Source organism: Brucella sp. IR068, assembly GCF_049065885.1.
Classification (GTDB): Bacteria; Pseudomonadota; Alphaproteobacteria; order Rhizobiales; family Rhizobiaceae; genus Brucella; species Brucella intermedia.
In genome coordinates this window covers 1-25,182 of sequence record NZ_JBAKHE010000014.1, presented here as the reverse complement: position 1 = coordinate 25,182, position 25,182 = coordinate 1, and the positions used below count along the sequence as shown (strand labels likewise).

The following is a 25,182-nucleotide window of genomic DNA, read 5'->3' as shown; positions in this document are numbered from 1 at the left end:
GCGATGTATCAGGTGTTCGACTTTATCGACGGGCAGTTCAAACAACCACTGGAAACGTTCGTTTCGGATGGAACGTCGAACATCGCACAATGGATAACAGGCCCGTTGACCGTTGCCGTCACCCTATACATCGTGCTTTATGGTTATCTGGTACTGCGGGGTTCGGTTAGCGAGCCGATCCTCGAATTTGTGTTTCGGGCGATCAAGCTCGCGATTATCGTAACGCTGGTCAAGAACGCCGGCGATTACCAGACCTACGTCACGAATGTTTTCTTTAATGTACTCCCGCATGAAATTGCCGGGGCGCTCAACTCCGGCACGGCTCCAGACTCCAGCACTTTTGACAGTCTTCTGGACAAGGGACAGGCGTCCGCCACCGACATCTGGTCGCGCGCTTCCTGGCCCATCGATATCGTTACAGGCGTTGCAGGAATATTGGTCATCGCGGTGAGCTTTCTGGTTGCGGGCATTGGCTATGTCGTCTCACTTTATGCGCGTCTGGCATTGGCAATCATACTGGCGATCGGGCCAATCTTCGTTGCATTGGCACTGTTTCAGTCGACCCGGCGTTTCACTGAGGCCTGGATCGGCCAACTCGTCAATTTCGTCATTCTGCAAGTCCTCGTCGTTGCGGTGGGTTCGTTACTGATCTCGTGTATCGATTCCACCTTTACTGCCATCAACGCCTATTCCGACGTCCTCATGCGTCCGATTGCCCTTTGCGCAATCGGGATCGCCGCGCTCTACGTCTTCTATCAACTCCCCGGCATTGCATCCGCCCTCGCTTCGGGTGGCGCATCACTTGCTTACGGTTACGGCGCGGCGCGTGATGCTCATGAGGGTATGCTTGCGCGCAGCACCAGAAGTACCGGGCGCGCCCTTAAACGCACTGTTCGTCTAGTGGGCCGAACGGTTGGCCCCAGAGGTACGAACACATGACTTTATCGAAAGAAGAGGTCTTTTCCGATGAACAGATTTTTCTGGTCCATTGCGCTGGCCGCATTGCTTGGCGGCTGCGCATCGTTGAACTATCCCTTGCCGAAGTGCGATGGCCAGACCCGCCGTCCGCTCAATCGCGCTATGTGGGAATGGGATGAAAACCGAAACCTGAAACCCCATCGCCAGGATACAAGATCATCAATGTCAGCATTGCCTTACGTTGAGCAGGGCAAAGAACCTGCGGCGTTTGCCCATCTCGATATCGCTGCATCGCATCGTTCTTGCGCGGGGTGAGGAGATGGTTACGACTGAAAGCCTCAAATCCTACTTCGAAAAAGCGCGCCGTTTTGACCAGGAGCGGATGATCCAGATAGAGCGATCGAACCGATTGGCCTGGTCTATCGCGTTGGCAGCAAGTCTGGTTGCGGTCGTCTCGATCCTTGCAGTCGCTGCGTTGACACCATTGAAAACGGTGGAGCCTTTCGTTGTTCGTGTCGACAATTCGACCGGTATCGTCGATGTGGTTTCGGCGCTGACTTCGACCGCCGGGACTTACGATGAAGCGGTGACAAAATATTTTGCCGCGAGATATGTTCGTGCCCGAGAAGGTTATGTCTGGAGTGAGGCACAGACAAATTTCAGGACTGTCGCGCTCCTCTCTACGCAAGCGGAACAGGATCGCTTTGCGAGCCACTATCGCGGTAGCAATCCGGATTCGCCGCAAGTCATCTATGGGCGTGCGGCGACGACCAAAATCAGGATCGCTTCAATCTCGCTTATAAATCAGAACGTAGCGTCCGTGCGTTATATGCGCACCGTCACTCGAGGTGACGAAGTCCGGACGACACACTGGATCGCAAGCCTGACCTATGCCTACGCCAATGCACCCATGTCCTCCACGGATCGTCTTGTGAACCCGCTTGGCTTTGCGGTTAGCGAATATCGTTCGGATCCGGAGGCGATCAATTGATAAGACAGACAGTCCTTTTATCTGCACTGTTTTCAGGAGCCGCCTTTCCGGGGCATGCACTCGAGATTCCGCACAGTGCCTCGCAGGATAGCCGCGTCCGCTTCGTCAATTATCAGCCCTTCAACATCACCAGGATCGTTGGTTCGTTACGATCCTCTGTTCAGGTTGAGTTTGCTGCAGACGAAGAGATCGCCCATGTCGCGCTTGGCAACAGTGTCGCCTGGGAAGTTGCACCAGCCGGCAATATTCTGTTTCTAAAGCCGCGCGAAAAACAGCCGGTCACCAACATTTCCGTTGTAACGACCAGACGCGACGGTTCCACTCGCAGCTACCAGATGGAATTGACCGCGCGTGACGGGACCGTCGAGGTTGGTCAGAACACCTATTTCTATTTGAAATTCCGGTATCCCGCAGATGAAGCAAACGCGCGACGACAGCAAGCTGCAGCACGTGCACGCGCTGCACAGGCGGAGGAAGCTGACGATGTGCTGGCCCTCCATGAAGCCTATGGGCCTCGTAACTGGCGTTATTCGGCGCAGGGGTCCCAGTCGCTCGAACCGCAAAGCGTCTACGATAACGGCAAGATCACGACTTTCGCTTTCGTGGGCAACCAGGAAATGCCGGCAATCTATATCGAAAACCCGGATGGCTCAGAAAGCCTGGTGTCGAAATCCGTCGACGGCAATCTAGTCATGGTTCACGCGATCAGCAGTAAGTTCATCCTGCGCCGCGGCAAGGACGTTTTGTGTGTCTTCAACGAAGCCTACAGCCGCGTCGGCATCAATCCGGATACCAACACCACGTCGCCCTCCGTAGAACGTGTAGTGAGATCCGATCCCGCGGAACAATAAAGGGGGAAACATGGCAGACGAAGAAGAAGCCCGTATCCCCGGAGAGCGCACCGAGACGATCACCGATCAGCGCATCGACAGCAATCCGGCTGTCAAACGCGGCGCAATCGCACTCGCAGTAGTGGCGTTTATCGCCTTTGCCATATGGTCTACTTCCGGAAAGGACAACAAGGATCAACGCACCTACCCTGAGCGTGTGATCATTCGCCAAACCAACGCTTTTGAGCCAGCAAAGGAGAAGGTGGAGCCAGTTGCGCCTGTGCCTGCGCCAAAGACGGTGCTTCCAATACCCACGTTGGAGCCTGTTCCGGAAATAGAAGACAAGCTGCTCGATTCCGCACGTCGGGCACCCGTTCTGGCCTATAGCCGGGAACAGGATAAGTCACCAGTACGGCAATCCGGTGACAATCCGGCACAATCGATAGATGGTAACTTCTTGCCGCTCGATAGCAACGCGATGAGCCAGGGACAGGTGAGCAACGATGAGCAACGGTTCGATAGTCTATTGCGACCGACACGTCTTGAAGGCGCACGCGCAGGAACGCTTGGCAATCGGAATTTCATCGTCGCGATGGGAAACTCCATTCCTTGCGTGCTCGAAACCGCACTCGCATCCGATCAACCAGGTTTCACGAGTTGCGTCATTGACAGAGACGTCCTCTCCGACAATGGCAGGGTGGTATTGATGAAGAAGGGGACGCAGGTCGTTGGAGAGTACCGCGCAGGGCTTCAGCGCGGCCAGAAACGATTGCTCGTTTTGTGGAATAGAGCGAAGACGCCCGAAGGTGTGATCATCACGCTGGCATCTCCCGCGACCGACGCGCTTGGACGCTCTGGTTTCGATGGCCACGTCGATAGGCATTGGTGGGAACGCTTCGGAAGTGCGCTGCTTTTGTCGATTGTGGGCGACGCAACCAGCTACGCCAGCAGTCGTTTGCAGAATAGCGGTGTCGAAGCGCAAGACACTATGAGCGCCGGTCAGCAAGCAGCGGCAATCGCAGTCGAGAAGTCGATCGATATTCCCCCAACGCTAAACAAGCACCAAGGCGAGATCGTCTCCATCTTCGTGGCTCGTGATCTCGATTTTTCGGATGTTTATCGCCTTCGCATTACCGAACCGAAGAACCGTATCTTCGATCGGGCTGTTTTGGGTGATTTCAAACCGGAATCGAAAGTGGTGACGAAGTAAAGGTTGTAAAGTATGGACAGCACGAATGCGGCAGTCGTTCGCGAACTGTTGTCACCAATCGCGATCTTTCTCGAGGACAGGTCGCTTTATGAAGTGATCATCAATAAGCCTGGGCAGGTACTGACAGAAGGACCCGATGGATGGTGCTCCCATGATGCGCCGGGTCTGACCTTCGAAAGGCTTATGCGTCTTGCGAGGGCAGTTGCTACATTCTCGAACCAGTCTATCGATGAAAAGCGGCCAATTCTTTCGGCAACGCTTCCAGACGATGAACGCATTCAAATCGTCATACCGCCTGCAACCACGAATGCCACGGTCAGCATCACGATCCGCAAACCTTCATCTGTTGATTTCGCACTTGAGGACCTGGAGGACAACGGCTTCTTTTCCGAAGCGAGAAACACAGGCGCAGCCTGTCCAAGATCGGAAACCAAACTGGCGGAGTTATACCGCAACGGCGAATATAAGTTGTTTCTGCAGCACGCCGTCATTGCCCGTAAGAATGTCGTAATTTCCGGCGCTACGGGTTCTGCCAAAACAACCCTTGCAAAGGCCCTGATCAAACACATTCCAAACCATGAACGAGTGATTTCGATCGAGGACACACCAGAGCTGGTTATTCCTCAGCCCAACCATGTGCGTCTGTTCTATTCGAAGGGCGGACAGGGGTTATCCGGAGTCGGTCCCCGCGAGCTTCTGGAATCCTGTCTTCGCATGCGACCGGACCGTATTCTTCTGCAGGAACTGAGGGATGGCACAGCATTTCATTATATTCGAAACGTGAACTCGGGACATCCCGGCTCGATCACCACCGTTCATGCCGGATCGACACAACTCGCATTCGAGCAACTCGCCACCCTCGTCAAAGAATCGGAGGCGGGACGTGCTCTTGAGCGCGTCGAAGTGCTTTCGTCACTTAAGATTGCAATTGATATCGTGGTTCAATGCAGGCGAATTGACGGTTCTTTCAGGGCTACGGAGATTTACTTTCGCGACGAGTTGGAAAGCTAAGCCTGAAACTAAGGGTGTCGTCCTTCTTGCTCCAGCCACGATCAGCGCTCAATCACCGATTGACCAAGGAAGTCCAGAAATGCGGCAATGCTTCGCGGAAGGTTTCGTCCCTGCATGGTTACGATTTGCAGCACACTGGCTTTCATGGTCTCGTCAACTACAGGAATGGCAACGATGTTTTCCGGAAGGGTATTGTCCTTACTGCCGGCTGAGCTGGAAAACATAATCGTTTCCGCGGCGAAGGCAAATACCTTCAGTGTTGCCATCGAGTTGGTGGAGAAAACGGGATCCATTGCCAGTCCCTTGGTAGCCAGAGCGGTGTCGATGAGCTGACGCTGGGTTCGGCCCTTGTCAGGCATGGCCATTGGTTCTGTTGACAGATCTGCAAGTGTAACCTGTTTCCGCCGGGCCAGCGGATGGGAGCGTGGAATCAGGGCGTACATTGGCCTTCTGGCGATACGCTCGATTTTCACCCCGGCAGGTGCGGAATAACTGTAGGTGATGCCGATATCAGCGTTGCCTTCATTGACGCGTTCGCAAATTTCTGACGAGTTTCCCACCCACACATGAAAAAGAACTCCCGGAAACTGCGCACGAAAATCAGCAATGATACGCGCCAGGCGATCGACCGCGAAGCCCTCGTAAGTTGCGACACGCACTAGCCCGCGCTGCGGACCGCGCATTTCCCGCACGTCAGCCAAAGCGCGTTCGGTGTCCAATGCGATACGCCTGACATGTTTGACCAGCAGTTCGCCTGCCGGGCTCAAAACCATCCCGCGCGGTCGGCGTTCGAATAGTTCCACAGCGAGCTCGGTTTCCAGTCGCGATATCTGGCGGCTGATCGCTGAACCCGAGACGTTCATCTGTGCGGAGGCCTCGGTAATCGAGCCTGTTCGGGCTACTTCCAGAAAATAGCGCAAGGCGATGTGCTGCATAACGGACTTTCTGCTTTGCCGAAAAAGCAACGATATGAACTAATTTATGAAATTGTGGCATGCCTGTCGGCTTGATATCAAGCCTGAACTGAGGATCGGCGGCACTTAGCGCCCCGATTTTGCTTTCAGGGAGGTTTTAATGTCTGTTTTCACCAGTGATGCCATTGCTGATGCAACGGCAATTCGCCAACAATTGCACAGCAATCCCGAGCTCAAGTATGAGGAACACGCAACGAGCGATCTGGTCGCTGAATTCCTGAAACAGCGCGGCTATGAAGTCAAAACCGGTCTCGCCGAAACGGGCGTTCTTGCCATCCTTGATACAGGGCGTCCCGGTTCCTCAATCGGCTTTCGTGCCGATATGGATGCATTGCCTATCCAGGAAGAAACCGGTTTGACTTACGCTTCGAAGACACCCGGCAAAATGCATGCGTGCGGCCACGACGGACATACCGCTTCGCTGTTGTTGGCGGCGGACAGACTTGCGCGGCATCATGAGCATCTTTCTGGTCGGATTACGCTGTTGTTCCAGCCAGCAGAAGAAGGCGGCCTTGGGGCCGCACGCATGATCGAAGAAGGCGCGCTGGACCGGGTCGAGACCATTTATGGTTATCACAACCGGCCCGGTTACCCATTAGGGCGGGTCTTTGCCAAGGCCGGACCTGCGATGGGTGGAAGTTCGCTTTATGAGGTCACCATAACGGGTAAGGGTGGTCATGCTTCCCGCCCCGACCTGGCCATCGATCCGGTATTTATCGGAGCAGGAGTTATTCAATCGTTGCAAAGTGTCATTGCTCGACGCGTGTCACCGCTGGACTCAGGTGTCGTTACGGTTACCCAATTCCATGGCGGCAATAGTCACAACGTCATTCCAGGCCAGGCAACAATGATGATCAACACGCGCGATGGCTCGCCTGAGGCTGCAGCGACAATCGACAGGGAACTTCGCCGGGTCGTTGCGCAGACTTGCGAGGCCTATGGTGCAAGCGTCAGACTGGAACAGACAATGCGGATTCCGCCTGTTGTCAATGACAACGATGAAACGGACTTTACAATAAAGGTTGCTGTCGAGAGCTTCGGCGCTGAAAAAGCCGGTTTCATGCATCAATTGCCCACGATGGGTGCGGAAGATTTTGCATTCTATCTGGAAAAGATTCCCGGTTGCTTCTTCTTTGTCGGTAACGGTGAAGATAGCGCCTACCTCCACCATCCGCATTATAACTATCGCGACGAAATATTGCCGGTGGCAGCGGGCATGTTCGTCGCAATAGCCGAACAGCGCCTCAAAAAAAATCCTTGAAAAGCCGGCTTCAGGTCGCGGTTTAACCCCTCTGCTTGAAGCCATTCATCATGATGCCGACCCTGAGTCGTCGGGAGGAACCGCATTACAAGGTGCGGATCGGACAGTACAGGGCCTGGAAGGGAAGAATTAATATGCAACGTTTTTTCAATGCGATCGAACGGGCGGGCAATAAACTGCCGCATCCCGTCATCCTTTTCGCATCTCTTTGTGTTGTCGTCGCACTTTTATCATGGGTTCTGGCAATCTACGGCGTATCAGGAGTAAATCCGAAAACCGGCGCAAGTGTCACCGTCAAAAGCCTCGTGTCTGGCGAAGGACTGGTATTTGCTCTGACCACCGTGGCCAAGAATTTTGTGATGTTTCCACCACTCGGTGTGGTGCTCGTTATTATGCTTGCCATCGGAGTTGCGGACAAGACAGGTCTTATTGCTGCACTGATGCAGGTCAGCGTGATGAAAGCCCCCCGCTATCTGACTACATTCGTTATTTTTCTGGTTGGCATGTGCAGCCACGTTGCGTCTGATGCGGCCTATATTATCCTTATCCCGCTTTCAGCGATGATTTTCCAGGCAATGGGCCGGAATCCTCTGGTGGGTGCAGTGACAGGATATGTAGCTGTCGGAGCTGGCTATGATGCGAGCCTGCTGATCACGCCAGCAGACGTTATACTCTCAGGTATTACAACAAGTGCTGCACACACTGTCGATGCAAACGCATACGTATCGCCTATCGACAACTACTATTTCATTGCGTCCTCAGCGATCATACTTTCAATTGTTGGCGCATTCATTATCGAGCGAATTGTCGAACCTGTGGCTGGTACCTATCGTGGTAGTGTGGTGCTCGATGTTCATCCTGTCAGTGAACTGGAGCTGAAAGGGTTGAAGCGCGTTGGTTGGGCAACCCTGGCACTCATAGCCATTATAGTCGCAGCCGTAGTGCCAGCCGGATCTCCGCTTCGCAATGAAAATGGTGGACTGGTACCTTCACCATTCCTGGAAAGCGCAGTGGCTATTTTTGCCATATTCTTCCTCTTCCTCGGCTGGATCTATGGCCGGACTGTCGGTAAAATCAAAACGTCACAAGATGGCATAAACTTCATGGCAGAAGCAGTGAAGGAGCTTGCACCGACATTGGTTCTGTTCTTTGCCATTTCGCAGTTCCTTGCCTGGTTCAAGTGGACAAACCTGGGGGAGTGGATCGCCGTAGGCGGCTCTCACATGCTCGATGCCAGCGGATTTGGCGGCATCCCGCTTCTGGTATCGTTTGTCGTACTGGCTACCGTCATGAACCTGTTTATCACGTCGGGGTCTGCGCAATGGTCCTTGATGGCACCTATTTTCGTGCCGATGATGATGCTGGTTGGTTTCGAACCGGCACTCATTCAGGCAGCTTTCCGCATCGCTGACTCCTCTACCAATATCGTGACGCCGATGAGCCCCTATTTCGCGGTCTGCCTCGCATTCTTGCAGAGGTATCAAAAGGATGCGGGTATCGGAACGCTTGCGTCGATGACAATCCCCGTCGCACTCGGTTTTCTTGTCTCGTGGTTGTTGTTCCTTATCCTCTGGATGGAACTCGGTCTGCCGATCGCACCGGGCGTGGGGTTGTTTATCCAATAGCGAGTCGCCGGGCGTTCATCTGTAATGCCAGTAAATTGTCTGAACCAGAGCTCCCTGGCAACCGTCAGGGAGCCGTTGGGCATATACGCGGGATTTCAGGGTGGTACGACGATAGTAATCAGCTCTGGAGGAGCTGATTACAGTTTCTATCAGGTCGCGCCACGCCGCTATCGTCGGAAGCATATTGTTTTTTCCGTCACAAAACGGGTGAAGCAGAAGTACGCGACCGACACCAATAATTATGCTGCTTTATCCTCTACAAGACGGTCTCTTCCCCGCTGCTTGGCTTTATAAAGATTCGTATCTGCACGCGCGATTGCAGAGTTGAACGGTTCACCTTGTTCCAGCGTTGTTAAGCCAAAACTTGCGGTCAGATGGAGATGCGCAGATATATGAGGCCATTTTCGTGAAGCGAACTCCAGCCGCAATGCCTCAATTAGCGTGACTCCAATGTGCATGGAGGTTCCAGGTAACAAAATTGCAAATTCTTCACCACCCAAACGGGCCACGCAGCTTCCACGCCCTGCCCATTTTTGTAACAGCTGGGCGAAATCAACTATAATCATATCGCCGGCGTGATGGCCAAATCGATCGTTCACCATCTTGAAGTGATCAATGTCTGCCAGGACAATTGTCACTGGTTCGCGCGCTCCTTGGTCAAGGTGAACCGAACTTATAAATGCCTGCATACCTCTTCGGTTACGCACCTGGGTTAGAGGGTCGGTGTGAGCCAACTCACGATAATGATGAATTGCATCCACGCCAGCTGCGATGACAATCGCAAAGGTCGTCAAGACGCCGCCAAAAAGACCTGTATACTGAACCATGACCCCTGGAAATGAGTTGCTCCACGAGCCAATCGGGCCCTCAATATCGTTGGATGATAAGTAGAATATACATTGGAATATAATTGAAGAAGCAATGATAATGAATGCTGCTATAAATATCTTGTCAGAAGCCGTCTTCTTCAGCGACTTTACACGCCAAAGAGAAATTAATATCAGCGATGCTGTGCCTACAAGTATCGATAAAGTCTCTAGCCGTACGCTTTGGTAAAGTATCAGTGATAGGGCGGCTGTGCAGAGGAATAAGCCTGCAACGAGCCAATCCAGAGCTTGAACGTTACCAGGTTTGAAGCGTTCTGTAAGTGCTCGACAGCAAATGAGGACGCCAGTCAGGATCAGCGCGTCTTCCCACAGCGGTTTAATCGCCGAGAATGTTTCGGTACGGATAAGCATGAAGCCATAGCCGGTTCCAAGCAGGCAAAGTCCGACACCCCAACGGGTGGTCTGAACTCCAAACCGGCCTGCAACGATCAAACCAGTACCGCAAAAAAGGATCAATAACGGAACGGACCATTCCAACGAGGAATTGATCATTTAATGTGGCCTTCTTAGAATGCAGTCAGGTCGTATTGGCAGCGAAAAAGGAACGTATGGTCAAGAACCATGCATTGTTACGCTTCATCAGTTCATCTGCCGGCTCCGCTTTCCCAAAACACCGGCGAGCGGAAGAGCTCTCGCAGACGGATTGAAAGGCCATTTCTACTGGCAGTAAGGTGGCTTCTTGTCACCGACCATGCCGCAACCACGCTTGATTTCATCCCTGATCATGTCGCACGAATTGCTTGCATTACACGGCGGGTGCGTTGCAGGTGAGATCTCCTTGCATTGATTAACAAGAACGTTTGCTGCCTTCGCACCGATCTCCTGTCTGCATTCTGTCGAGGATTCGGTGTCAGCCTCGTCGGCCATTTTTTTCAGCCAGCCTAATTGTTGGTTAAGGTGATCAGCTCTTTGGCGTGTTAGAAATTCCTTGCAATCTGCTTCTGAAACCATGATCGCATAGTTTACTTGCTGATATCGGCACTCACTATCGCGATACTTGATCCAGTTGCGTTGGCTCTCCTTGAGCTGCATTTGATTTGAGGCAGGCAGAGAGTTGACTACTTGGCTATAGAGATTATTCAGTCTGCGGTCTGCCGCTTTCAGGTCGGCGTATGCGACCGACGACTGCATTATTGCGAGGATAAGGAAACCCGCAGTCGCTAAACGTTTCATGTCCTGTCCCAACCTCTTGTTGTCGTGCATCCTTCAGTCCAGACGGTACCAGTTCCCGTTGCAATAAACTACTTGGTCGTGTAGCCGCCATTTACCAGAATGGTCTGACCGGTCATCCACCAGCCTTCAGAGACCAGAAGTCGTACCCAGGGAACTATGTCCCCAATATCTGTCAGTCCTGTTTTCGAGAAATTCGACAACGCTGCAGCTGTTTTGTGATAGGCAACCGCGTCGGCGCCTTCAGCTGGGTAAAAAAACGGCGTATCCATCGGGCCAGGTCCGATAGCGGTTACTGAAATACCTCGTTCTCCAAATTCCTTTGAAGCTGCGCGCGTGAAGTGTTCCACCGGAGCTTTTGTGCCGGCATAGCTGGAGTAGAATGGCGTATAGGCGCCGAGCAGGGAGGTGACGAGCGTGCAGATCTTGCCATTGTCCTTTATTTGTTTGCCGGCTTCCTTGATGAAGAAAAAAGCGGCTTTGGCGTTCACCGCAGACATCTCGTCGTATTCGGCTTCCGAAATCTCGGCCATTGGCTTCTTCAATACCTTGCCGACGGTATTAATAGCAATATCCGGCTTGCCAACTGCTGCAATGGTGTCGGCAAACAACTTCTCGGTTGCACCGGCTGTGACAAGGTTTGCCTGAAAGGCGACTGCCTGGGCACCCAATGCCTTCACTGCGGCTACCGTATCGTCGGCATCGGCCTTACTCGTCGCGCTGTTGTAGTGAATCGCAATCGCCCCTGCGCCGTGTACGGCGAGATCCCGCGCAATGAGTCCGCCAAGATTCTTCGCGCCGCCAGCAATAAGAACGGTTTTACCTTTGATGGAATGATCAACCATTAACGCGACTCCTTCAACTTTTTATCTACAGGTAACCCGGAGGCTCTTTCCGGCTACGTCTTGAATAAATCGGGAGACCGCTGTCAGTTAAATGAGGGCGGACTGACAGCGGTCTGTCACGATTGCTGATGTTGAATACGTTCGGGCGTCAACATCAGCCCTCGGTGACTATTTTACCATTTCATGCGAAAGCCCACTGTTCCCTTGACAGAATAGCTGTCGCCGAAGTTGTTGAGGCTGGTGTTGACAAGGCCCTCGCCATAGATCGAATACTTGTCATCATCCCAGTTATAGGTCCCGCCGATACCCAGACCGCCCCAAACGCGATCATTGCGGCTTGCAAAGCTCACTCCCTGAACACTGACCTTCGTTCCTTCAAGGAACTCATAGTAGAGATTGGCGATGGCGTAGACGTGGGTCCGGTCAAGCAAGCCCTTGTCATTCTGCCATGAGTTTTCATGATCAAGTGTAAGCCCGAGACGGCCCTGCAGGCTCTCGCCGTGATCAATGCTGACACGAGAACCGAAAACATCGGTAAATGCGTCAAAATCCACGTTCGAATAGACGAGCTGTGCTTGTGGGGTGAGGGACCATGCCGGGTCAATGGCAATCCGCTTGCCACCTTCCAGCGAGAAGGTATAGCCGAAGCCGTCATTGCCATCGGCCAGATTTGTGTTGGCAAGAAGGGAATTCAGATCGCTCGTGTACCACGTCACCTGTCCCTGGCCGTCGAGATAGAAGCCGTTTTCGCCATACCACGTCAGTGTGCCGCCAAAACCGTAACCGTCCGTACGGATTTCACCATCGCCGTAAACGGAGTTTATGTCTGTTTTGCCATGGGCGTAATGGATCGTCACTCCACCAATCAGCTTGCCGTTTTCGGTTTCAGTCAGCAGTCCATCAATACCGGCCTGGAGTTTGAAAACATTCTGGTCGTAATCGGTAGCCGAGGCCGAGAAACGAGGTTCGATGCTGTTATGGGCGCCTTCGATACGACCCCAGACTCCGTTGCCTCCAATCGCAACGCCAGCTTCTTCGGGAGCGGCATAAGGCGTTCCGACCGGATCAGCGCCCTGCGCAACAACTTTGTTGCCACTACCGGCCCAAAAGCGGTTGCCAACACGCTGCTGTAGGGTCGGTACGCCATTAAGACCAAGCAAGGCCTGAGGATACGCCTCATAGCTCGGTACACCAGCTTGATACAGCGGCGTTTCAGGTTCAGTAGGCTTGAGCTGTGAACGCAGATACCAGTCTCCGTCAGAGGGTGTTGAAGTGCCGCCCTGGTAAAGATGATAGGCGTATGCGCCTGCAACAACCGCCTGCTTGCCGCCAACCGTGTAATCGCCGATGAGCGAGAACGAGCCATTGGAAGCTCCGTTCACTTCGATGATACGGATACCTTCATTAGTCTGCGCGCCGGTTCCACCGACATTGTTGACGCCAACATTCGTCGTGCCCGATGTATCGCCATTGACGATGATCATATCCGTCTTGGAGTTGTCATCACCGAGCGCAACATCGAACAGCATCTGTCCGCCATTGCCGTTGTAGTTTCCACCGATGATCACAACATCGCCCACGGCATCATCGACCGTGGTGATAGTTCCGGCGTTGGTCACATCGCCGCTGAACGCGTAAACCCCGGCTCCGTCGCCTGTACCAACAAAAGTCGAGCTTGAATCAATCGTCATATTGCCGTCGAAGTCGAGCGACGCCATGCCGTCAAGGGTAGAACCGTTGTTCAGGAACACACCGGTCGTTCCTTCATCTGGCTCACCGACATGCCATGCACCGCCATCAATGGACAGATTGGCACCGTCCAGCTTGACGACTTCCCAATTGGTGATCTTGCCGCCATTCGTGGTCGCAGTCACACCCTTGAGCGTGAGCGTATCGATCATGCCATCGGCGACGGAAGTGTCATCGCCACCGTCAAGCACCTGCGAACCATCATAGCTCGATGCACTCACCGTTGCGGTATCGGAACCATCCTGACCGTAGAAACCACCAGTCAGTTTGCCGCCCGTCCAGTTGAACGTATCATCGCCTTCATGGTTGGCGATACCGTCATTGCTCTGGGGATCGTCCCTGTCATCGCCGTAAATATTACCGCTATAGCTTCCACCAGCCAGATTGAAGGTATCGTTGCCGAGGCCAAGGATCGCATCGCCGGTTACAGTGCCAGCGCTGTTAACAATGACATTGCCCCCGACCGTATCCGACGCGGTCGAATTACCAGCAGCACCGCCATCCCGAATGGCGATCTCGGATGTTGCCCTGACTGTTGCCGAAGCTGCAATATCGATGGTCGAGCCGTTTGCTGCTATCGTTTGGATGCCCGCGCCCGCACCGCCGGTTACTGTACCCACAACGCTGACCAACGTCGCGCCCGTACCTTGATTCCGAGCGAGAATAGCGGTGTTGCCAGCAATAGAGCCTGCGGTCTGTTTTACAGTCAGATCGGTTGCGCTGCTGCGATTTCGCGAATAGACGCCGTAGTTACCAGAAGCGATCACGTCACCAGACAATGTAATTGTCGTTGATCCGGTTCCCGTGTTGTCTGCGAAAACACCATAAGTACCACCGTTGACCGTTCCGGATGTCTGGTTGACAACGATGTCCTTCGCTGTGCTGGCGTTAAAAGCATAGAGACCGCCAGATACCGCTGCCGTCACATTTCCCGCACTGACGATCGTCGTTGAACCCGTACCCTGATTATTGGCATACATTCCAAAATAATTGCCGGAAATCGCTCCGGCGGTCTGGGTAAGGGTAATATCCGTCGAAGATGCATAATTGTAGGCATAGACACCATAGGTGTCATAAACTAAAGCGCCAGTTGTCTGGGTCTGGTTTATGATCCCAGCAGTTGTGATCGATGTAGCTCCAGTACCGCGGTTATCTGCGCGAATACCGTGCGTATAGCCTGTGATCGTACTACCTGCTTCCTGGGTAATGGTGATGTCTGTCGCGGTAGCCTGATTTGCCGCCCATATGCCATTATCACCTACACCGTTCACGTCCCCGGAGACACTGATTACGGTAGCACCAGTTCCATATTGAGATGTATGAATGCCATCCCGCGCACCAGAAATGGTGCCGGCTGTTTGGCTGACGATTATATCTGTTGTGTCAACGTTATTACCAACGTAGATGGCATGGTTGGTTGTTCCGGTCACTGTCCCCGACGTTGTGACCATTGTAGATCCCGTGCCATCATTGGCGATATAAATAGCATCTGTGCCGGTTATGCTACCATTCGACGTGACAGATACGTCGCCAGTAGCATCATTGTAAACATCAATACCTCGGTCACCAGAAGACGTGATGGAAGAAGCATTTTGGTCCGTTATGCTTATGCCGCCACTTGAACTTACAACAAAAGCCGGGCCAGCGCCGGCCGAAAGACCAAAGCCCTGCTGAGTGACAACTGTAACATGCGGAGAGGATGAGATAGCGACCGATGTATCGCTGCCGGAAGCAGGACCGGAACAAGTCCAGGTTCCCGAAGCTGGCGTGGTTTCCACACAGCTACCTGCCCGTGATGGTGAAGACCAAACAAAGAGCGATGCAAACACCGCAGCTGAAACGGCTGACAAACCTGTAAGGGACAGCGTAAAGCTCGCTTCACAAGGCGCTATGCCACCAGCAACTCCCTTATACTTGCCGACACGACCTCCACGAAGCCAAGTCACTTCAGGCTGATCATTATTTCTGCTTTTTTTTCGCCCTGGTTTCATTGATGTCCCCTTCCACATCTAACTTGCATCCCTGACGCAGCCAATTTGCGTCGATATAATAATATCCGGCGTTGATGGCCGTCGATTTCTGGAAATCTGAATAATCATTTCCAAACCCGGATACTGTTCTCAAAATTTTCGAAAATGCCGCGCCCGTATCTGGAACAAGATAGAGAATACTTGTATCGCTCAACGCAAAATCACCATCGTTCATGTGATACTTGTAATCGGTATGTCTAACAGCATGCACTCATAAGGCAATTGCAGAAACTGGCACAAACTGTCACTTCCTGTCATTGCGGCGCCATTTCTTGTTCTGATATGAGCATCTGCGTCATGGCCGGTTCCAGAGCCGGGCAATTCCGGGTCTTGAACGTGCATCAGGAACGGCGGCGTGGCAATTCCGATAAATGAGGTTCGGATGATCGGTCCAACAACGGTCGTTATTCCGCTTTGGATACGGTACTTGCCCCAAATTCTGCCTCAATGGGAAGCGAGAAGCAAAAAGTTGATCCCGTGGTATCGCTGGCCATCAGTGTGATATCGCCCCCATTCTGTCGGGCAATCTCGCGTGATATGTAAAGTCCCAGGCCAAACCCTGTTGTAGTATGGCCAGGCGATCTAAAGTATTTCATAAATATCAGTTCACGCTCATCTGGAGTGATGCCTTTGCCTTGGTCAGTCACCGTAATAAGAGCCATATTGTGATCAGTCGACAATTGGATATTTACTGGAGAATTCTCAGAAGAGTACTTCAGCGCATTTTGTATCAGGTTGTGTAGAACAATCTCTATAAGGGCGCGGTCACATTTAACCGGCGTTCTGCCACCATTCACGAAAGTAATGCGATCAGCGGCAGCCTCATCAAATCCCATCCGTGCCGTGTGTATAATCTCGTTGAGATCAAATACATCCGCTTGCCCGGATTGTGATTGTCCCGCATCTATCCGGTCGCCAGCCAGCACGTTTTCGATTAGCAATGCCATACGTTTAACAGTGCGGCTTATTTTGCTGACGCGTAACTTTATGCTGTCTGTGCCATCAGCCAATGAAATGAGCAGGTTGTCAGCAGCAGCTGCAATCACTGCCAGCGGGCCCCGGAACTCGTGGGACACCACGGCTACAAAGTCCCGTTGCTGTGCAAGAGCATCGTTAACCGAGTCGAGAGACTGCTGGAGCTTTATCTCAAGCAGCCGGCGGCGCTCCACCTCGGCTTCAAGTGACGCATTACTCTCCGCTAGTTCTGCCGTTCTCTCCTGTACTTTGATGGTCAACTCGCGCTCGGCTGCCTGCGAGATGGCCAGAATGCGATCCTGCTCTGCTCGCTGACGGCGTTCGGTACGTTGGTCAACCAAACGACCAGCAAGTACAATCAGCGCAAGGCCCAAGGCTGCAACGCCCCCGGCGGCGACAAGATATTGCCGTTGTAGAGCGCCCAAATAATCGAGCGGCGCCAAGGTAAGTAACTGGTACTGCGCGTTACCCAGCGGCTGATGCCGTATCAGATAGGAGTGGCCGTCGATCAACCACTGGTCGCCCCCTTCCACGTCCGCAATTTGCTGCACGGCCATCGCCTCTCCTGGACTCTCGTCGCTGTTTGAAGGCTGCAGGGTTTCGGGCGGCAAAACCGCCGCAACGTTGCGTAGCATGAATGTCGCAGAAGATGCCGTCGTTACTCGTCCCTGGCGATTCACGATCAATGCGACGTGTTGACCTGTCAGATAGCGTGCCATTACCGGTGCGTCAAACCGCACCGTAACCGACCCCAGCGCCTCGTCGCCAGTGCCCTCAATCCGACTGGTAACAAAATACGATGGCATCTGGTTCAAGCGAGCGATACCAAACAGTTGCCCGCTACCATCGCGCAATGCATCAATTAGATATGCCCGGCCGGTATAAATCTGTCCCACTATGTTAAAGCGATCAGCCCACTGACTGGATGTTACGGTATCGTGTGACAAATTGTTCATATAAATACGGGCATAGTGAAGGTCGTCCGATAGCCGGGTCATGAAATCGCCGACCAGACGAACGAGGGGGTCACTTGTAAGTATAGCTGCCCGCTCTTCACGCGTTAGTTCCGAGAAGCCCGGGGGATCAACCCGATAGCGAGACGCAAGTTCGATTACCCGGTTCTGCTTAGCAACCATGTTGGCGACGCTGTTCATCTCCGTGAACAGCCGATCAACAACGCGCGCCGTTGTCTGTGCCTCATACTCGGCGCTCGCAGCCAATCTCCTGGTCTCAGCTGATACTGCAAGGTGGGAAATCCACCAGCCAAGGCACGCCACTATAGCCAGCCATGCTACGGATACGCCCAATGTCAAAGGCGATAGAATTTGACGCAGCGGCGGCCCGATCTTGACCTTTGCCCGGGTCAAACAGCTTTTAGACATAAGCGGCGATACCGTTCAGATTTTTGATACCGTTCAGATTTTTAGTTGTTACTATCAGCCGGATTATCGGGATTGTCGACCCCACATCCGGCTCCATGGCAACCAACGTAATTCCCTTGTGTATCAAAGTTTGGATTGCCGTCCTTATCGAACTGAGGCCTGGTATCGATCTGTTGTTCCTCGCGGCGGCGACGCTCCCTTTTGCGCTCACGGTCGCGCTGTTCTTGAGCATAAATGCGATCTTGTGCGCGTTGTTCATCCTCATCGTGGCGTGCGCTCTGTTCCATCATACAGTTTGCGAATGCATCAGTGCCGGGCCTGAAACCGAAGGAGGTACAGTTGTCCCGGTATACATCATCTGCGGTAACGCATCCGGCAACCGCCAAGGGTAAAAACGCAAGCAGTAAATGTCTGGGTTTCAGGCCTGTCATTCAATTCTCCCATTGGAACGTGATAAAGGTATAAATTGATTCAACGCATTCGAATGTTTTTCATGCCGGAGTGTCAGGTTCTGGAAATATTAAGAAGTGATAGTGACATGAAGTCTATCCACGAATATGAACATTCGTCGTGGGTCTTGTAATATTTGAAGGAGGGCGGGCTGCACGGTTTTTACTAATCTTGACTATCGACCAGGCAGCCAACTCCATGGCAGCCGATGTAGTTGCCGTGGGTATCGTAGTTTGGTTCCCCGTTTCTGTCGAACTGGGGCGTCGTATCGATCTCACCGGAGTCATTCGGTCGGTCAACATTACATCCAATGCCGTGACAGCCATTATAGTCGTCCGTATCACGGTGGTTGCTCGTCGTGTGATGGTGCTTCTTCGGATGATCCGTCAACATTCCTTCAACAATCGCTCCCAGTACCGCGCCCGCTACTACCCCGCCAACATCATGGCCTCGGTGATCGTACTGGCGTGCTCCTGGATCAAACCCGTCGCCACGACCGTGATGATAGCCACCCACATCCGCAAACACACCCGAACACCCTTGAGCCACCCATATATAGCGGCTTTTCGGGTTGTATCCCCATGTGCGGTTTAATATGCAAGAGGCACTCGATGTCTGATGAATGAGCTGTGGCCTGGACAGGGGGCCAGCATAGCATTCATCATATTTATAGTCTCTGGATCGGCACTCTACTGTCGTTTGTGCCCCAGCTTCGAAGACGACGGGCGGTATGAACGTCCCACCAGCCAAAACCATTGCAGCTATTGTCCATCTAGACATCATCAACCTCCGGATACGGGGAAATTTCTGAGCAACAGGCTCCCGGCTTTTCATTCCATTAGAAGAACACACTAATTGATATACTGATATCCTATCAATAGACTGTTTTGTAAAATGATGAAAATTAATATTAATGCAAGCACTGTTAGCTATTACTGATATAACTGACGTTGACCGTCTCCAGCGCCATTAAACGAACAGGATGGTGAATTGGTTCTTGCTCGGGCCTTTTGAACCGCGGAGATAGCACAAAAAATTATCTACTCGCTCAATCGGCATGAGCCTGTGCGTGAGGCGATCCAGGATTGAGTTTGGGGACGAGGCATTATGCAGAACAAAACGCGTGTTATAACTTCTCGCAGGTAAATACCTCGACTCGCAGTTGGATCGAAGGACAGGGCGGCAAATGTCGGTGAAGAAAAATGGCTGTGAGGCTAAATCCGGTCAGGACGTTATTATTTCAACTGATTTCGTCGAGGAACGCCTGAGGAATGATTTCTGGCGGGAGGCTTCCCGACCCTTTTATGAAACGACACCGATTCCTGGAAGCAAAAGTGGTCGACTGGAGGGTGCCATAAGATCTCGCGAGATAGCCGGGTTTACTCTGGCTTCCGTTACATTTAACTCTCAGCGATATAATCGCGACCGACGTATAATAGCATGGAGTGGTCTGGATCAATTCCTCGTTGCGGTTGTAAAGGGAGGGGAAATCCTGGGCGACGCCGCGAACAACAGCCTGACGGCACGATCGGGAGATATCTGTATCCTTGATCTAACACAAGTTCTTCAGAGCGACGTGACCGCGGGCGGCACTCTGTCTACTCTTATACCGCGCGGAATTCTGGCGAAGGCGACGGGGCATGCAAATCTGCATGGTGTAGTACTGCAAGCACATCTTCCGATGACGCAGTTGATCACTGCTTACCTCGAGGGGTTGAATGGCCTGAGCGAACATCTATCGAATGACGAAATTGTCGCAGTGCAGGAATCGTTGGTTACGATTCTGGCCGCCGCCTTGCAAGGTTTGCGCGCAACAGGGATTGAAGAACTTCGCCCCTTAAGCATTGCCTTACGTCAGCGGGTTCTGGATTATGTCGATCGGAATCTCAATAATCCGGAACTTAGCCTGGACTTGATTATTCGTCGTTTTAATGTCTCGCGCGCGCATCTCTATCGTGCGTTTGCGGAAGACGGTGGCATTGCGGGCGTGATCAGAGACCGCCGACTCGACGCAGCTTTTCTTGAGATCACGCAAACAGACATGATTCCGCGATCGATTGCCAAAATCGCATTTGAACACGGATTTTCGAGCGCTAGCCATTTCTCGCGTAGTTTCCGTGAACGTTTCGGCTTGATGCCCGGTGAAGCGCGGCGCGAGCGGTTGTCTGAGCCGCTTGTTCCGGAACTTCGCGCACACTTGTTGAGATTCGGGAGTGGCGTTGAAAGAGCATGCCGGATGAGACCGCTGGGCAATAAAAGTGAGACATCTGGATAATGCACCAAAGACGTCATTGCTATACGAGGAGCGGATTGGCAAGAGTTCGCGTTCAGTGAGCAAGATTTAGCCGCTCTTCTGCTTGCCCCCGCGGACCTGTATGCCAAAAAGTTGCCGATACCGGTAACGTCGTGAATACTTGAGATTGACAATGTCAGATATCTTACGAAATCGCCCCAATTTCGACGAGAGACGTGGAAAAGATGATGCCGCCAGTATCCCTCTCGTATATGTGGTCGATGATGACGACGACTTCCGCGAGGAAATGGTCTTTGGTTTAGCCAGTCTGGGCTTGAACACTCATGGGTTCGAATCCGCTGCAGCTCTGTACCGAGCATATGCAGCCAAGCCGTCAGACATTGTTATTCTCGACGTCGGACTGAAGGGGGAAAACGGGCTATCCGCGGCCGCGCATTTGAGAACATCGCAATCAGTCGGCATTATTATGGTGACAGCTCGCGGTTCTATTGATGATCGTATTAATGGTCTCGAATCTGGCGCCGATGCCTATCTCGTCAAACCAGTGGATGTTCGGGAACTCGCTGCTACTGTGACGGCGGTCTTTAATCGTCTGGAGAAGCCCATAACTGTTTCGCCGTGTCCGTCTCCTGAATGGGCACTGGTGGAAAGCGGCTGGGTCATTACCGATGGCCGGGGGCATCGTCTGCGGCTCACGACATCCGAACAACGGATTTTGAGCCGTTTGTTGGTTGAGCGCGGCGCAATAGTTGAGCGGCATGATCTGGTCGTTGCGCTCGGAGAAGATATTTATGAGTTCAACTATGCTCACCTGGATACCATTGTGAGTCGCCTGAGACGGCGGGCCAGAAAAGCCGGGATCGTGCTCCCTTTGCATGCAATTCGCGGGAAGGGCTTCACCTTCGCCGATTGAAAATCGGTTCTGCAGTTCGCTCGATAAAGTCGACAGCAGCGGCGAGTGGGTGGACCGAACCACCTTGATCATCAGGCTCGCCGGGTTTGATGCTCGAAAGTGTGCGGTGGCGGTTTCAGGTCTGGCTGAAGTCAGATACATCCTTGTGTTGAAGCGTGAAACCTCCGCAATGTTAGACGCGAATTCCACCCGGGTTCGTGCCCCTTCCTCTTTTCTGCCGGAGACGGGGCCCCATCCCTTCAAATCAACCGGTCTTGAATTCACAAACCCGACGTCCCCTTGTTCTATCGGAAAGGCTTTGACGCACTGCTTTGCAGCGAAAGCGCCTTTTACCTAGACGGTAAAAAGCGGGGGCTAACGGCAGCTTCGCGAATACTTTTTTGATTTATCATTTTCCGGACTTAACGAACCGGTTGACTGCGGCGGCTGTGTCCATTTCCTTGCGTCGAAAATAAATGGCGCGACCGCAGCGGATGGGGCGGTGCCCCTGTACTATAATGATCTGTTCATCCTTGCGCATAGACTGGGTAACCTCATGCGGCATTATAAGCGGTCGACGCTGGAAATTGATGCTTTCAGATTTTCGGGAAAGATGGCTCTTATCCCATCCTTTGTTGCGTGAACTGTTCTTCACTTCTACCGTCATCTCCCCGCATTGCGCCGACACATTACGCGCGGTATCGAGCGCCTTGATCGCAGCGTAGCTTGCGAATGCGCATCCATCGATCCATGAAACTGCACCATCTTTGCCAAAATGGCGTTCCAGTTGGCCAACGGACTGGTACATCAGCATCAAGCTGATTCCGTATTTGCGCCCGCGATCACGTGCCTCTTCTAGTATGCGCATATAGCCAAGCAGATCGACCTCATCGAGCATGAACAAAACCCGTCGCCGGAATGCGCCATCCGCCTCCATCATTGCATTGATTAACGAGCCGATGATTACTCGCCCGATTGCCGGGTAGGAGCGAAGGATTGATGCAGGGATATTGAGAAATACGTCTTTTTCGCCCTGGGCTATTTGCGCTGGTTTAAAGCTGTCTCCGCAGACAAGGGATGCGTAATTTGCCAGGGATAGCCACTGGGTGTCCTTCGATGCCGTAGAGTAAACGCCTGAAAATGTTTGCTCTGTCATGTTGACGAAAACGCCAAGCGTCTCGCGAATAAATGTCGAGACGGAATTTTCCTGAACCTCACGCAGCATGGCAAGAACCGACGTTTCCGGTTCGGAAAGAATTTGACGCAGGCTGTGCAGATTTCGCCGCCCGGAAAATTCTGGCGATAGCATTACATGCGCCAACAGTCCTGTTAGCAAATTGTGTGCTTGGCTCTGGAAAAAAGACCCCGTTGAACTTTCAGGGCAAGCGCTTTCCGACAGCAGCATATGTGCGATGCTGACGATGTCTTCTTCTTTTTTGATCGACGTTTCGATCCCGTCAAGTACATTAAAACCGTTAACCGGGTTGGCGGGGTCGAGCACCACGACGTCTCGCCCGAGCCTTTTGCGGCGATGCTCGATTACCATCGATGCAACCTCGGATGACGGGTCCAGGCAAACGATCGGACCACTATAGACAAGGGCTGTGGGCACGACATTACTGGTCGTTTTAAACCCACCTGATCCCGCAAAAAACAGCATATGGGTTGAATCGAAATTCTGATTATAAGTCAGGAGTGGAGCTTTTCCACCGCGCCCCCAGGTAGACGGATTGACCGGATCGAAAGGCAGTTCATGGATGAGTTCCTTGTCGACACGATAGCGCTCGCCAACAACGATTTCGCCGTCCGCAGGAAAGAGCTGTGCCGCCGCCGACATCGGTAACCAGTCTGCATCTCCAAAGATTCCGCGACGAGCACGCTTCACCGTTTGGGGCACAACGCTAGAGATGCGCACGGATACCACTAAAACAACAAATCCAATTGCGACGCTAACCAGGGTCACCATATCGAGGAATGATAGAGCCTGATCCCATTGCAGGACTCCGCTTTCTACGAAAGGGGAGATGCGGGTGATCTCGCGCAGCGTGTAAAAACCCACAATAAGCAGAAAGCAAAACAGGCTGACCATGGCGACCGGTCGGCGCCGGTGCAGCGGTAGCAAGCAAACCGTCAGCAGTGCCCCAAGCGGCCCCGATAGAAGCACTGGTACAGGCGCAGCACGCATAAACCAGTACTGGAGCTTTCCTGACAAGCCTGCGGCCAGTTCGGTCCAAAACCAATGCGCGACATAAAAAGTAAAGCCAGAAAGAACGACTGGCACAAGAGCGAAAAGCAGACCCGGGAGCGGTATTGCTCTAATCATCAAATGCGATCTCCCTGGTTTGAACCTGGATTTTCTTCTGGCACTTCAGACCTGAGTGGGTCTTGCGAGAAGACGCGTCGTTCGTTCAAACATCCTTTCCGTCTGGACAAGGGGTTCGCCCGGCCAGCAGTCGTGCAGCCGTTTCATACGGTGAGCTAATTTTAGTGTTTATAGTTTTTTATGTTCCTGCGGCATTCTTCAATGTCGCGTCTAATATTCTGTGCGGAAAATCAATGTGCATCTTGTGAACCTTTCTGTTCGAACCGTAGGCATTGTGAGTTTGACTGACTGAAAAAAGATAGTTAAACATGTTTTCAATTTCAATCCCCCAAGTGCAACGGTGCAGCTCGCGAAGGGGACGGAAAAGTGGCGAGTCAGCTGCCCGGGTAATCCTGGGCTTTCACACGTATTGACTGCCGGTCAGGAGAAAAGACGTGGCGATAATGTTCGTGCGAGCGCAGATGATCAGCAGGGGCGCGGGTCGCAACATTATTTCTGCTGCCGCCTATCGGCACCGCACCCGGATGGTGGACGAACAAAGGGGGGTGTCTTTCAGCTTCAAGGATGGCGACGACGAACTGAGGCACGAGGAACTGGCTCTACCGGAGGCGGTTCCAGCGTGGCTGCAGACTGCTATCGAGGGGAAGACTGCCGCTGACGCAAGCGAGACACTGTGGAATGCGGTTGACGCATTCGAGACGCGTGTGAACGCGCAGTTTGCCCGCGAACTGATTATAGCACTGCCGGAGGAACTGACGCTTAGGGAAAACATCTCCCTGGTCCGTGAGTTCGTGAGAGACAACCTGACCTCAAGGGGCATGATTGCTGACTGGGTCTATCACGACAGGGACGGTAATCCGCATGTACATGTTCTGACAACGCTCAGACCCCTGACAGCGCAAGGCTTCGGTCTCAAGGTCATGCCTGTCCCCGGCGATGACGGAAAGCCACTGCGTGTGGCAGCAGGGGACCAGCCGAAGGGCAGGATCGTCTACACAGTCTGGGCCGGCAACAGGGAGACAATGAAGGCGTGGAAGATCGCCTGGGCGCAAACAGCCAGCCGGTATCTGGCGCTTGCTGGCCGTGATATCCGCCTTGACGGTCGTTCCCATGCCGAACAGGGACTTGACGGCATTGCCCAGAGGCATCTGGGACCCGGAAAGTCGGCGATGATGCGCAAGGGTGTCGAGATGTATTTTGCACCTGCCGATCTGGCGCGCCGGCGCAAAATGACCGCCCGACTGCTTGCCGATCCGGAGCCTCTCCTCAGACAGCTTGGCAATGAGCGCTCCACCTTTGACGAGAAGGATATCGCAAGGGTCATCCACCGCTATGTCGATGATCCGGCAGACTTTGCCAATATCCGTGCACGACTGATGGCTTCTCCTGATCTGGTGCTCCTTAA

General features: G+C 52.9%; 21 protein-coding genes. 11 read left to right on the top strand and 10 right to left on the bottom strand.

Annotated elements, in window-relative coordinates:
* Positions 1 to 3 precede the first annotated feature (3 nt).
* The 6 genes from ACOWVS_RS19255 to virB11 are packed head-to-tail and all read left to right on the top strand — an operon-like array spanning position 4 to position 4,960.
* Entirely contained in the window at positions 4 to 939 is a 936-nt protein-coding gene (locus tag ACOWVS_RS19255; protein ID WP_006468252.1) for a type IV secretion system protein, read from the top strand.
* Positions 940 to 966: 27 nt separating this feature from the next.
* A complete protein-coding gene (locus ACOWVS_RS19250) occupies positions 967 to 1,233 on the top strand; it encodes a hypothetical protein (RefSeq protein WP_006468253.1) in 267 nt (88 codons plus the stop codon).
* Between the two features lie 4 nt (positions 1,234 to 1,237).
* Positions 1,238 to 1,909 (top strand): virB8 family protein, encoded by a 672-nt coding sequence (locus tag ACOWVS_RS19245; protein ID WP_006468254.1) that lies wholly within the window; start codon positions 1,238 to 1,240, stop codon positions 1,907 to 1,909.
* Complete coding sequence (gene virB9 / locus ACOWVS_RS19240) at positions 1,906 to 2,760, top strand: P-type conjugative transfer protein VirB9 (protein ID WP_006468255.1); 855 nt, start codon at positions 1,906 to 1,908, stop codon at positions 2,758 to 2,760. Before ACOWVS_RS19245 ends, virB9 begins: the two co-directional genes overlap by 4 nt.
* 10 nt (positions 2,761 to 2,770) lie before the next feature.
* Positions 2,771 to 3,949: a type IV secretion system protein VirB10 gene (virB10, locus tag ACOWVS_RS19235; protein ID WP_006468256.1), complete on the top strand. Its 1,179-nt coding sequence runs from the start codon at positions 2,771 to 2,773 to the stop codon at positions 3,947 to 3,949.
* Positions 3,950 to 3,961: 12 nt separating this feature from the next.
* Positions 3,962 to 4,960 (top strand): P-type DNA transfer ATPase VirB11, encoded by a 999-nt coding sequence (virB11, locus tag ACOWVS_RS19230; protein ID WP_006468257.1) that lies wholly within the window; start codon positions 3,962 to 3,964, stop codon positions 4,958 to 4,960.
* A 41-nt stretch (positions 4,961 to 5,001) separates the two neighbouring features.
* Here the strand turns inward: virB11 and ACOWVS_RS19225 are convergent, their stop codons facing one another.
* Complete coding sequence (locus ACOWVS_RS19225) at positions 5,002 to 5,895, bottom strand: LysR family transcriptional regulator (protein ID WP_021585419.1); 894 nt, start codon at positions 5,893 to 5,895, stop codon at positions 5,002 to 5,004.
* 139 nt (positions 5,896 to 6,034) lie between these two features.
* Here ACOWVS_RS19225 and ACOWVS_RS19220 point away from each other — a divergent pair, with 139 nt between their 5' ends.
* Together ACOWVS_RS19220 and ACOWVS_RS19215 are read left to right on the top strand one after the other, a co-directional pair.
* Complete coding sequence (locus ACOWVS_RS19220) at positions 6,035 to 7,195, top strand: M20 metallopeptidase family protein (protein WP_006468259.1); 1,161 nt, start codon at positions 6,035 to 6,037, stop codon at positions 7,193 to 7,195.
* A 134-nt stretch (positions 7,196 to 7,329) separates the two neighbouring features.
* A complete protein-coding gene (locus tag ACOWVS_RS19215; RefSeq protein ID WP_006472036.1) occupies positions 7,330 to 8,820 on the top strand; it encodes an AbgT family transporter in 1,491 nt (496 codons plus the stop codon).
* A 239-nt stretch (positions 8,821 to 9,059) separates the two neighbouring features.
* Here ACOWVS_RS19215 and ACOWVS_RS19210 read toward each other — a convergent pair whose 3' ends face one another.
* The 8 genes from ACOWVS_RS19210 to ACOWVS_RS19175 all read right to left on the bottom strand — a co-directional run bounded on the left by ACOWVS_RS19210 (position 9,060) and on the right by ACOWVS_RS19175 (position 19,064).
* Positions 9,060 to 10,199 carry a GGDEF domain-containing protein gene (locus tag ACOWVS_RS19210; RefSeq protein ID WP_006468261.1) on the bottom strand — a complete coding sequence of 380 codons (1,140 nt, stop codon included), beginning with the start codon at positions 10,197 to 10,199 and terminating at the stop codon, positions 9,060 to 9,062.
* A 165-nt stretch (positions 10,200 to 10,364) separates the two neighbouring features.
* Entirely contained in the window at positions 10,365 to 10,880 is a 516-nt protein-coding gene (locus tag ACOWVS_RS19205) for a lysozyme inhibitor LprI family protein (RefSeq protein ID WP_235691670.1), read from the bottom strand.
* A 68-nt stretch (positions 10,881 to 10,948) separates the two neighbouring features.
* The gene (locus ACOWVS_RS19200; protein WP_006468263.1) at positions 10,949 to 11,722 is read right to left on the bottom strand and encodes an SDR family oxidoreductase; all 774 of its coding nucleotides are present in this window, start codon (positions 11,720 to 11,722) and stop codon (positions 10,949 to 10,951) included.
* 173 nt (positions 11,723 to 11,895) lie between these two features.
* Positions 11,896 to 15,462, bottom strand: a complete 3,567-nt coding sequence (locus ACOWVS_RS19195; RefSeq protein WP_031346157.1) for an autotransporter outer membrane beta-barrel domain-containing protein — start codon at positions 15,460 to 15,462, stop codon at positions 11,896 to 11,898.
* Positions 15,431 to 15,676, bottom strand: a complete 246-nt coding sequence (locus ACOWVS_RS19190) for a hypothetical protein (protein WP_006472038.1) — start codon at positions 15,674 to 15,676, stop codon at positions 15,431 to 15,433. Before ACOWVS_RS19190 ends, ACOWVS_RS19195 begins: the two co-directional genes overlap by 32 nt.
* A gap of 229 nt (positions 15,677 to 15,905) precedes the next feature.
* Positions 15,906 to 17,696: a sensor histidine kinase gene (locus ACOWVS_RS19185; protein WP_006472039.1), complete on the bottom strand. Its 1,791-nt coding sequence runs from the start codon at positions 17,694 to 17,696 to the stop codon at positions 15,906 to 15,908.
* Positions 17,697 to 17,899: 203 nt separating this feature from the next.
* Positions 17,900 to 18,289, bottom strand: a complete 390-nt coding sequence (locus tag ACOWVS_RS19180; protein WP_006472040.1) for a hypothetical protein — start codon at positions 18,287 to 18,289, stop codon at positions 17,900 to 17,902.
* Positions 18,290 to 18,473: 184 nt separating this feature from the next.
* Complete coding sequence (locus tag ACOWVS_RS19175) at positions 18,474 to 19,064, bottom strand: DUF3011 domain-containing protein (RefSeq protein ID WP_235691703.1); 591 nt, start codon at positions 19,062 to 19,064, stop codon at positions 18,474 to 18,476.
* Between the two features lie 430 nt (positions 19,065 to 19,494).
* On the opposite strand from ACOWVS_RS19175, the gene ACOWVS_RS19170 reads away from it, so the two are divergent.
* Positions 19,495 to 20,583, top strand: coding sequence for a helix-turn-helix domain-containing protein (locus ACOWVS_RS19170; protein WP_006472042.1), 1,089 nt, complete (start codon positions 19,495 to 19,497; stop codon positions 20,581 to 20,583).
* A gap of 151 nt (positions 20,584 to 20,734) precedes the next feature.
* The gene (locus ACOWVS_RS19165; RefSeq protein WP_006472043.1) at positions 20,735 to 21,475 is read left to right on the top strand and encodes a response regulator transcription factor; all 741 of its coding nucleotides are present in this window, start codon (positions 20,735 to 20,737) and stop codon (positions 21,473 to 21,475) included.
* Positions 21,476 to 21,863: 388 nt separating this feature from the next.
* Here the strand turns inward: ACOWVS_RS19165 and traG are convergent, their stop codons facing one another.
* Positions 21,864 to 23,777: a Ti-type conjugative transfer system protein TraG gene (gene traG, locus ACOWVS_RS19160; protein ID WP_085979565.1), complete on the bottom strand. Its 1,914-nt coding sequence runs from the start codon at positions 23,775 to 23,777 to the stop codon at positions 21,864 to 21,866.
* Positions 23,778 to 24,211: 434 nt separating this feature from the next.
* Here traG and ACOWVS_RS19155 point away from each other — a divergent pair.
* Positions 24,212 to 25,182: MobA/MobL family protein (locus tag ACOWVS_RS19155; RefSeq protein ID WP_420973135.1), on the top strand; the 971-nt coding region annotated here is incomplete at its 3' end.

Bases quoted from the DNA above. Each gene is read 5' to 3' on its own strand.
- ACOWVS_RS19255 (WP_006468252.1), top strand. From the start codon at position 4: ATGTATCAGGTGTTCGACTTTATCGACGGGCAGTTCAAACAACCACTG.
- ACOWVS_RS19250 (WP_006468253.1), top strand. From the start codon at position 967: ATGAACAGATTTTTCTGGTCCATTGCGCTGGCCGCATTGCTTGGCGGC.
- virB10 (WP_006468256.1), top strand. From the start codon at position 2,771: ATGGCAGACGAAGAAGAAGCCCGTATCCCCGGAGAGCGCACCGAGACG.
- ACOWVS_RS19180 (WP_006472040.1), bottom strand. From the start codon at position 18,289: ATGACAGGCCTGAAACCCAGACATTTACTGCTTGCGTTTTTACCCTTG.
- ACOWVS_RS19225 (WP_021585419.1), bottom strand. From the start codon at position 5,895: ATGCAGCACATCGCCTTGCGCTATTTTCTGGAAGTAGCCCGAACAGGC.
- ACOWVS_RS19205 (WP_235691670.1), bottom strand. From the start codon at position 10,880: ATGAAACGTTTAGCGACTGCGGGTTTCCTTATCCTCGCAATAATGCAG.
- ACOWVS_RS19220 (WP_006468259.1), top strand. From the start codon at position 6,035: ATGTCTGTTTTCACCAGTGATGCCATTGCTGATGCAACGGCAATTCGC.
- ACOWVS_RS19245 (WP_006468254.1), top strand. From the start codon at position 1,238: ATGGTTACGACTGAAAGCCTCAAATCCTACTTCGAAAAAGCGCGCCGT.
- ACOWVS_RS19215 (WP_006472036.1), top strand. From the start codon at position 7,330: ATGCAACGTTTTTTCAATGCGATCGAACGGGCGGGCAATAAACTGCCG.
- virB11 (WP_006468257.1), top strand. From the start codon at position 3,962: ATGGACAGCACGAATGCGGCAGTCGTTCGCGAACTGTTGTCACCAATC.
- ACOWVS_RS19190 (WP_006472038.1), bottom strand. From the start codon at position 15,676: ATGAACGATGGTGATTTTGCGTTGAGCGATACAAGTATTCTCTATCTT.
- ACOWVS_RS19175 (WP_235691703.1), bottom strand. From the start codon at position 19,064: ATGGTTTTGGCTGGTGGGACGTTCATACCGCCCGTCGTCTTCGAAGCT.
- ACOWVS_RS19170 (WP_006472042.1), top strand. From the start codon at position 19,495: ATGTCGGTGAAGAAAAATGGCTGTGAGGCTAAATCCGGTCAGGACGTT.
- ACOWVS_RS19210 (WP_006468261.1), bottom strand. From the start codon at position 10,199: ATGATCAATTCCTCGTTGGAATGGTCCGTTCCGTTATTGATCCTTTTT.
- ACOWVS_RS19165 (WP_006472043.1), top strand. From the start codon at position 20,735: ATGTCAGATATCTTACGAAATCGCCCCAATTTCGACGAGAGACGTGGA.
- ACOWVS_RS19200 (WP_006468263.1), bottom strand. From the start codon at position 11,722: ATGGTTGATCATTCCATCAAAGGTAAAACCGTTCTTATTGCTGGCGGC.
- ACOWVS_RS19195 (WP_031346157.1), bottom strand. From the start codon at position 15,462: ATGAAACCAGGGCGAAAAAAAAGCAGAAATAATGATCAGCCTGAAGTG.
- traG (WP_085979565.1), bottom strand. From the start codon at position 23,777: ATGATTAGAGCAATACCGCTCCCGGGTCTGCTTTTCGCTCTTGTGCCA.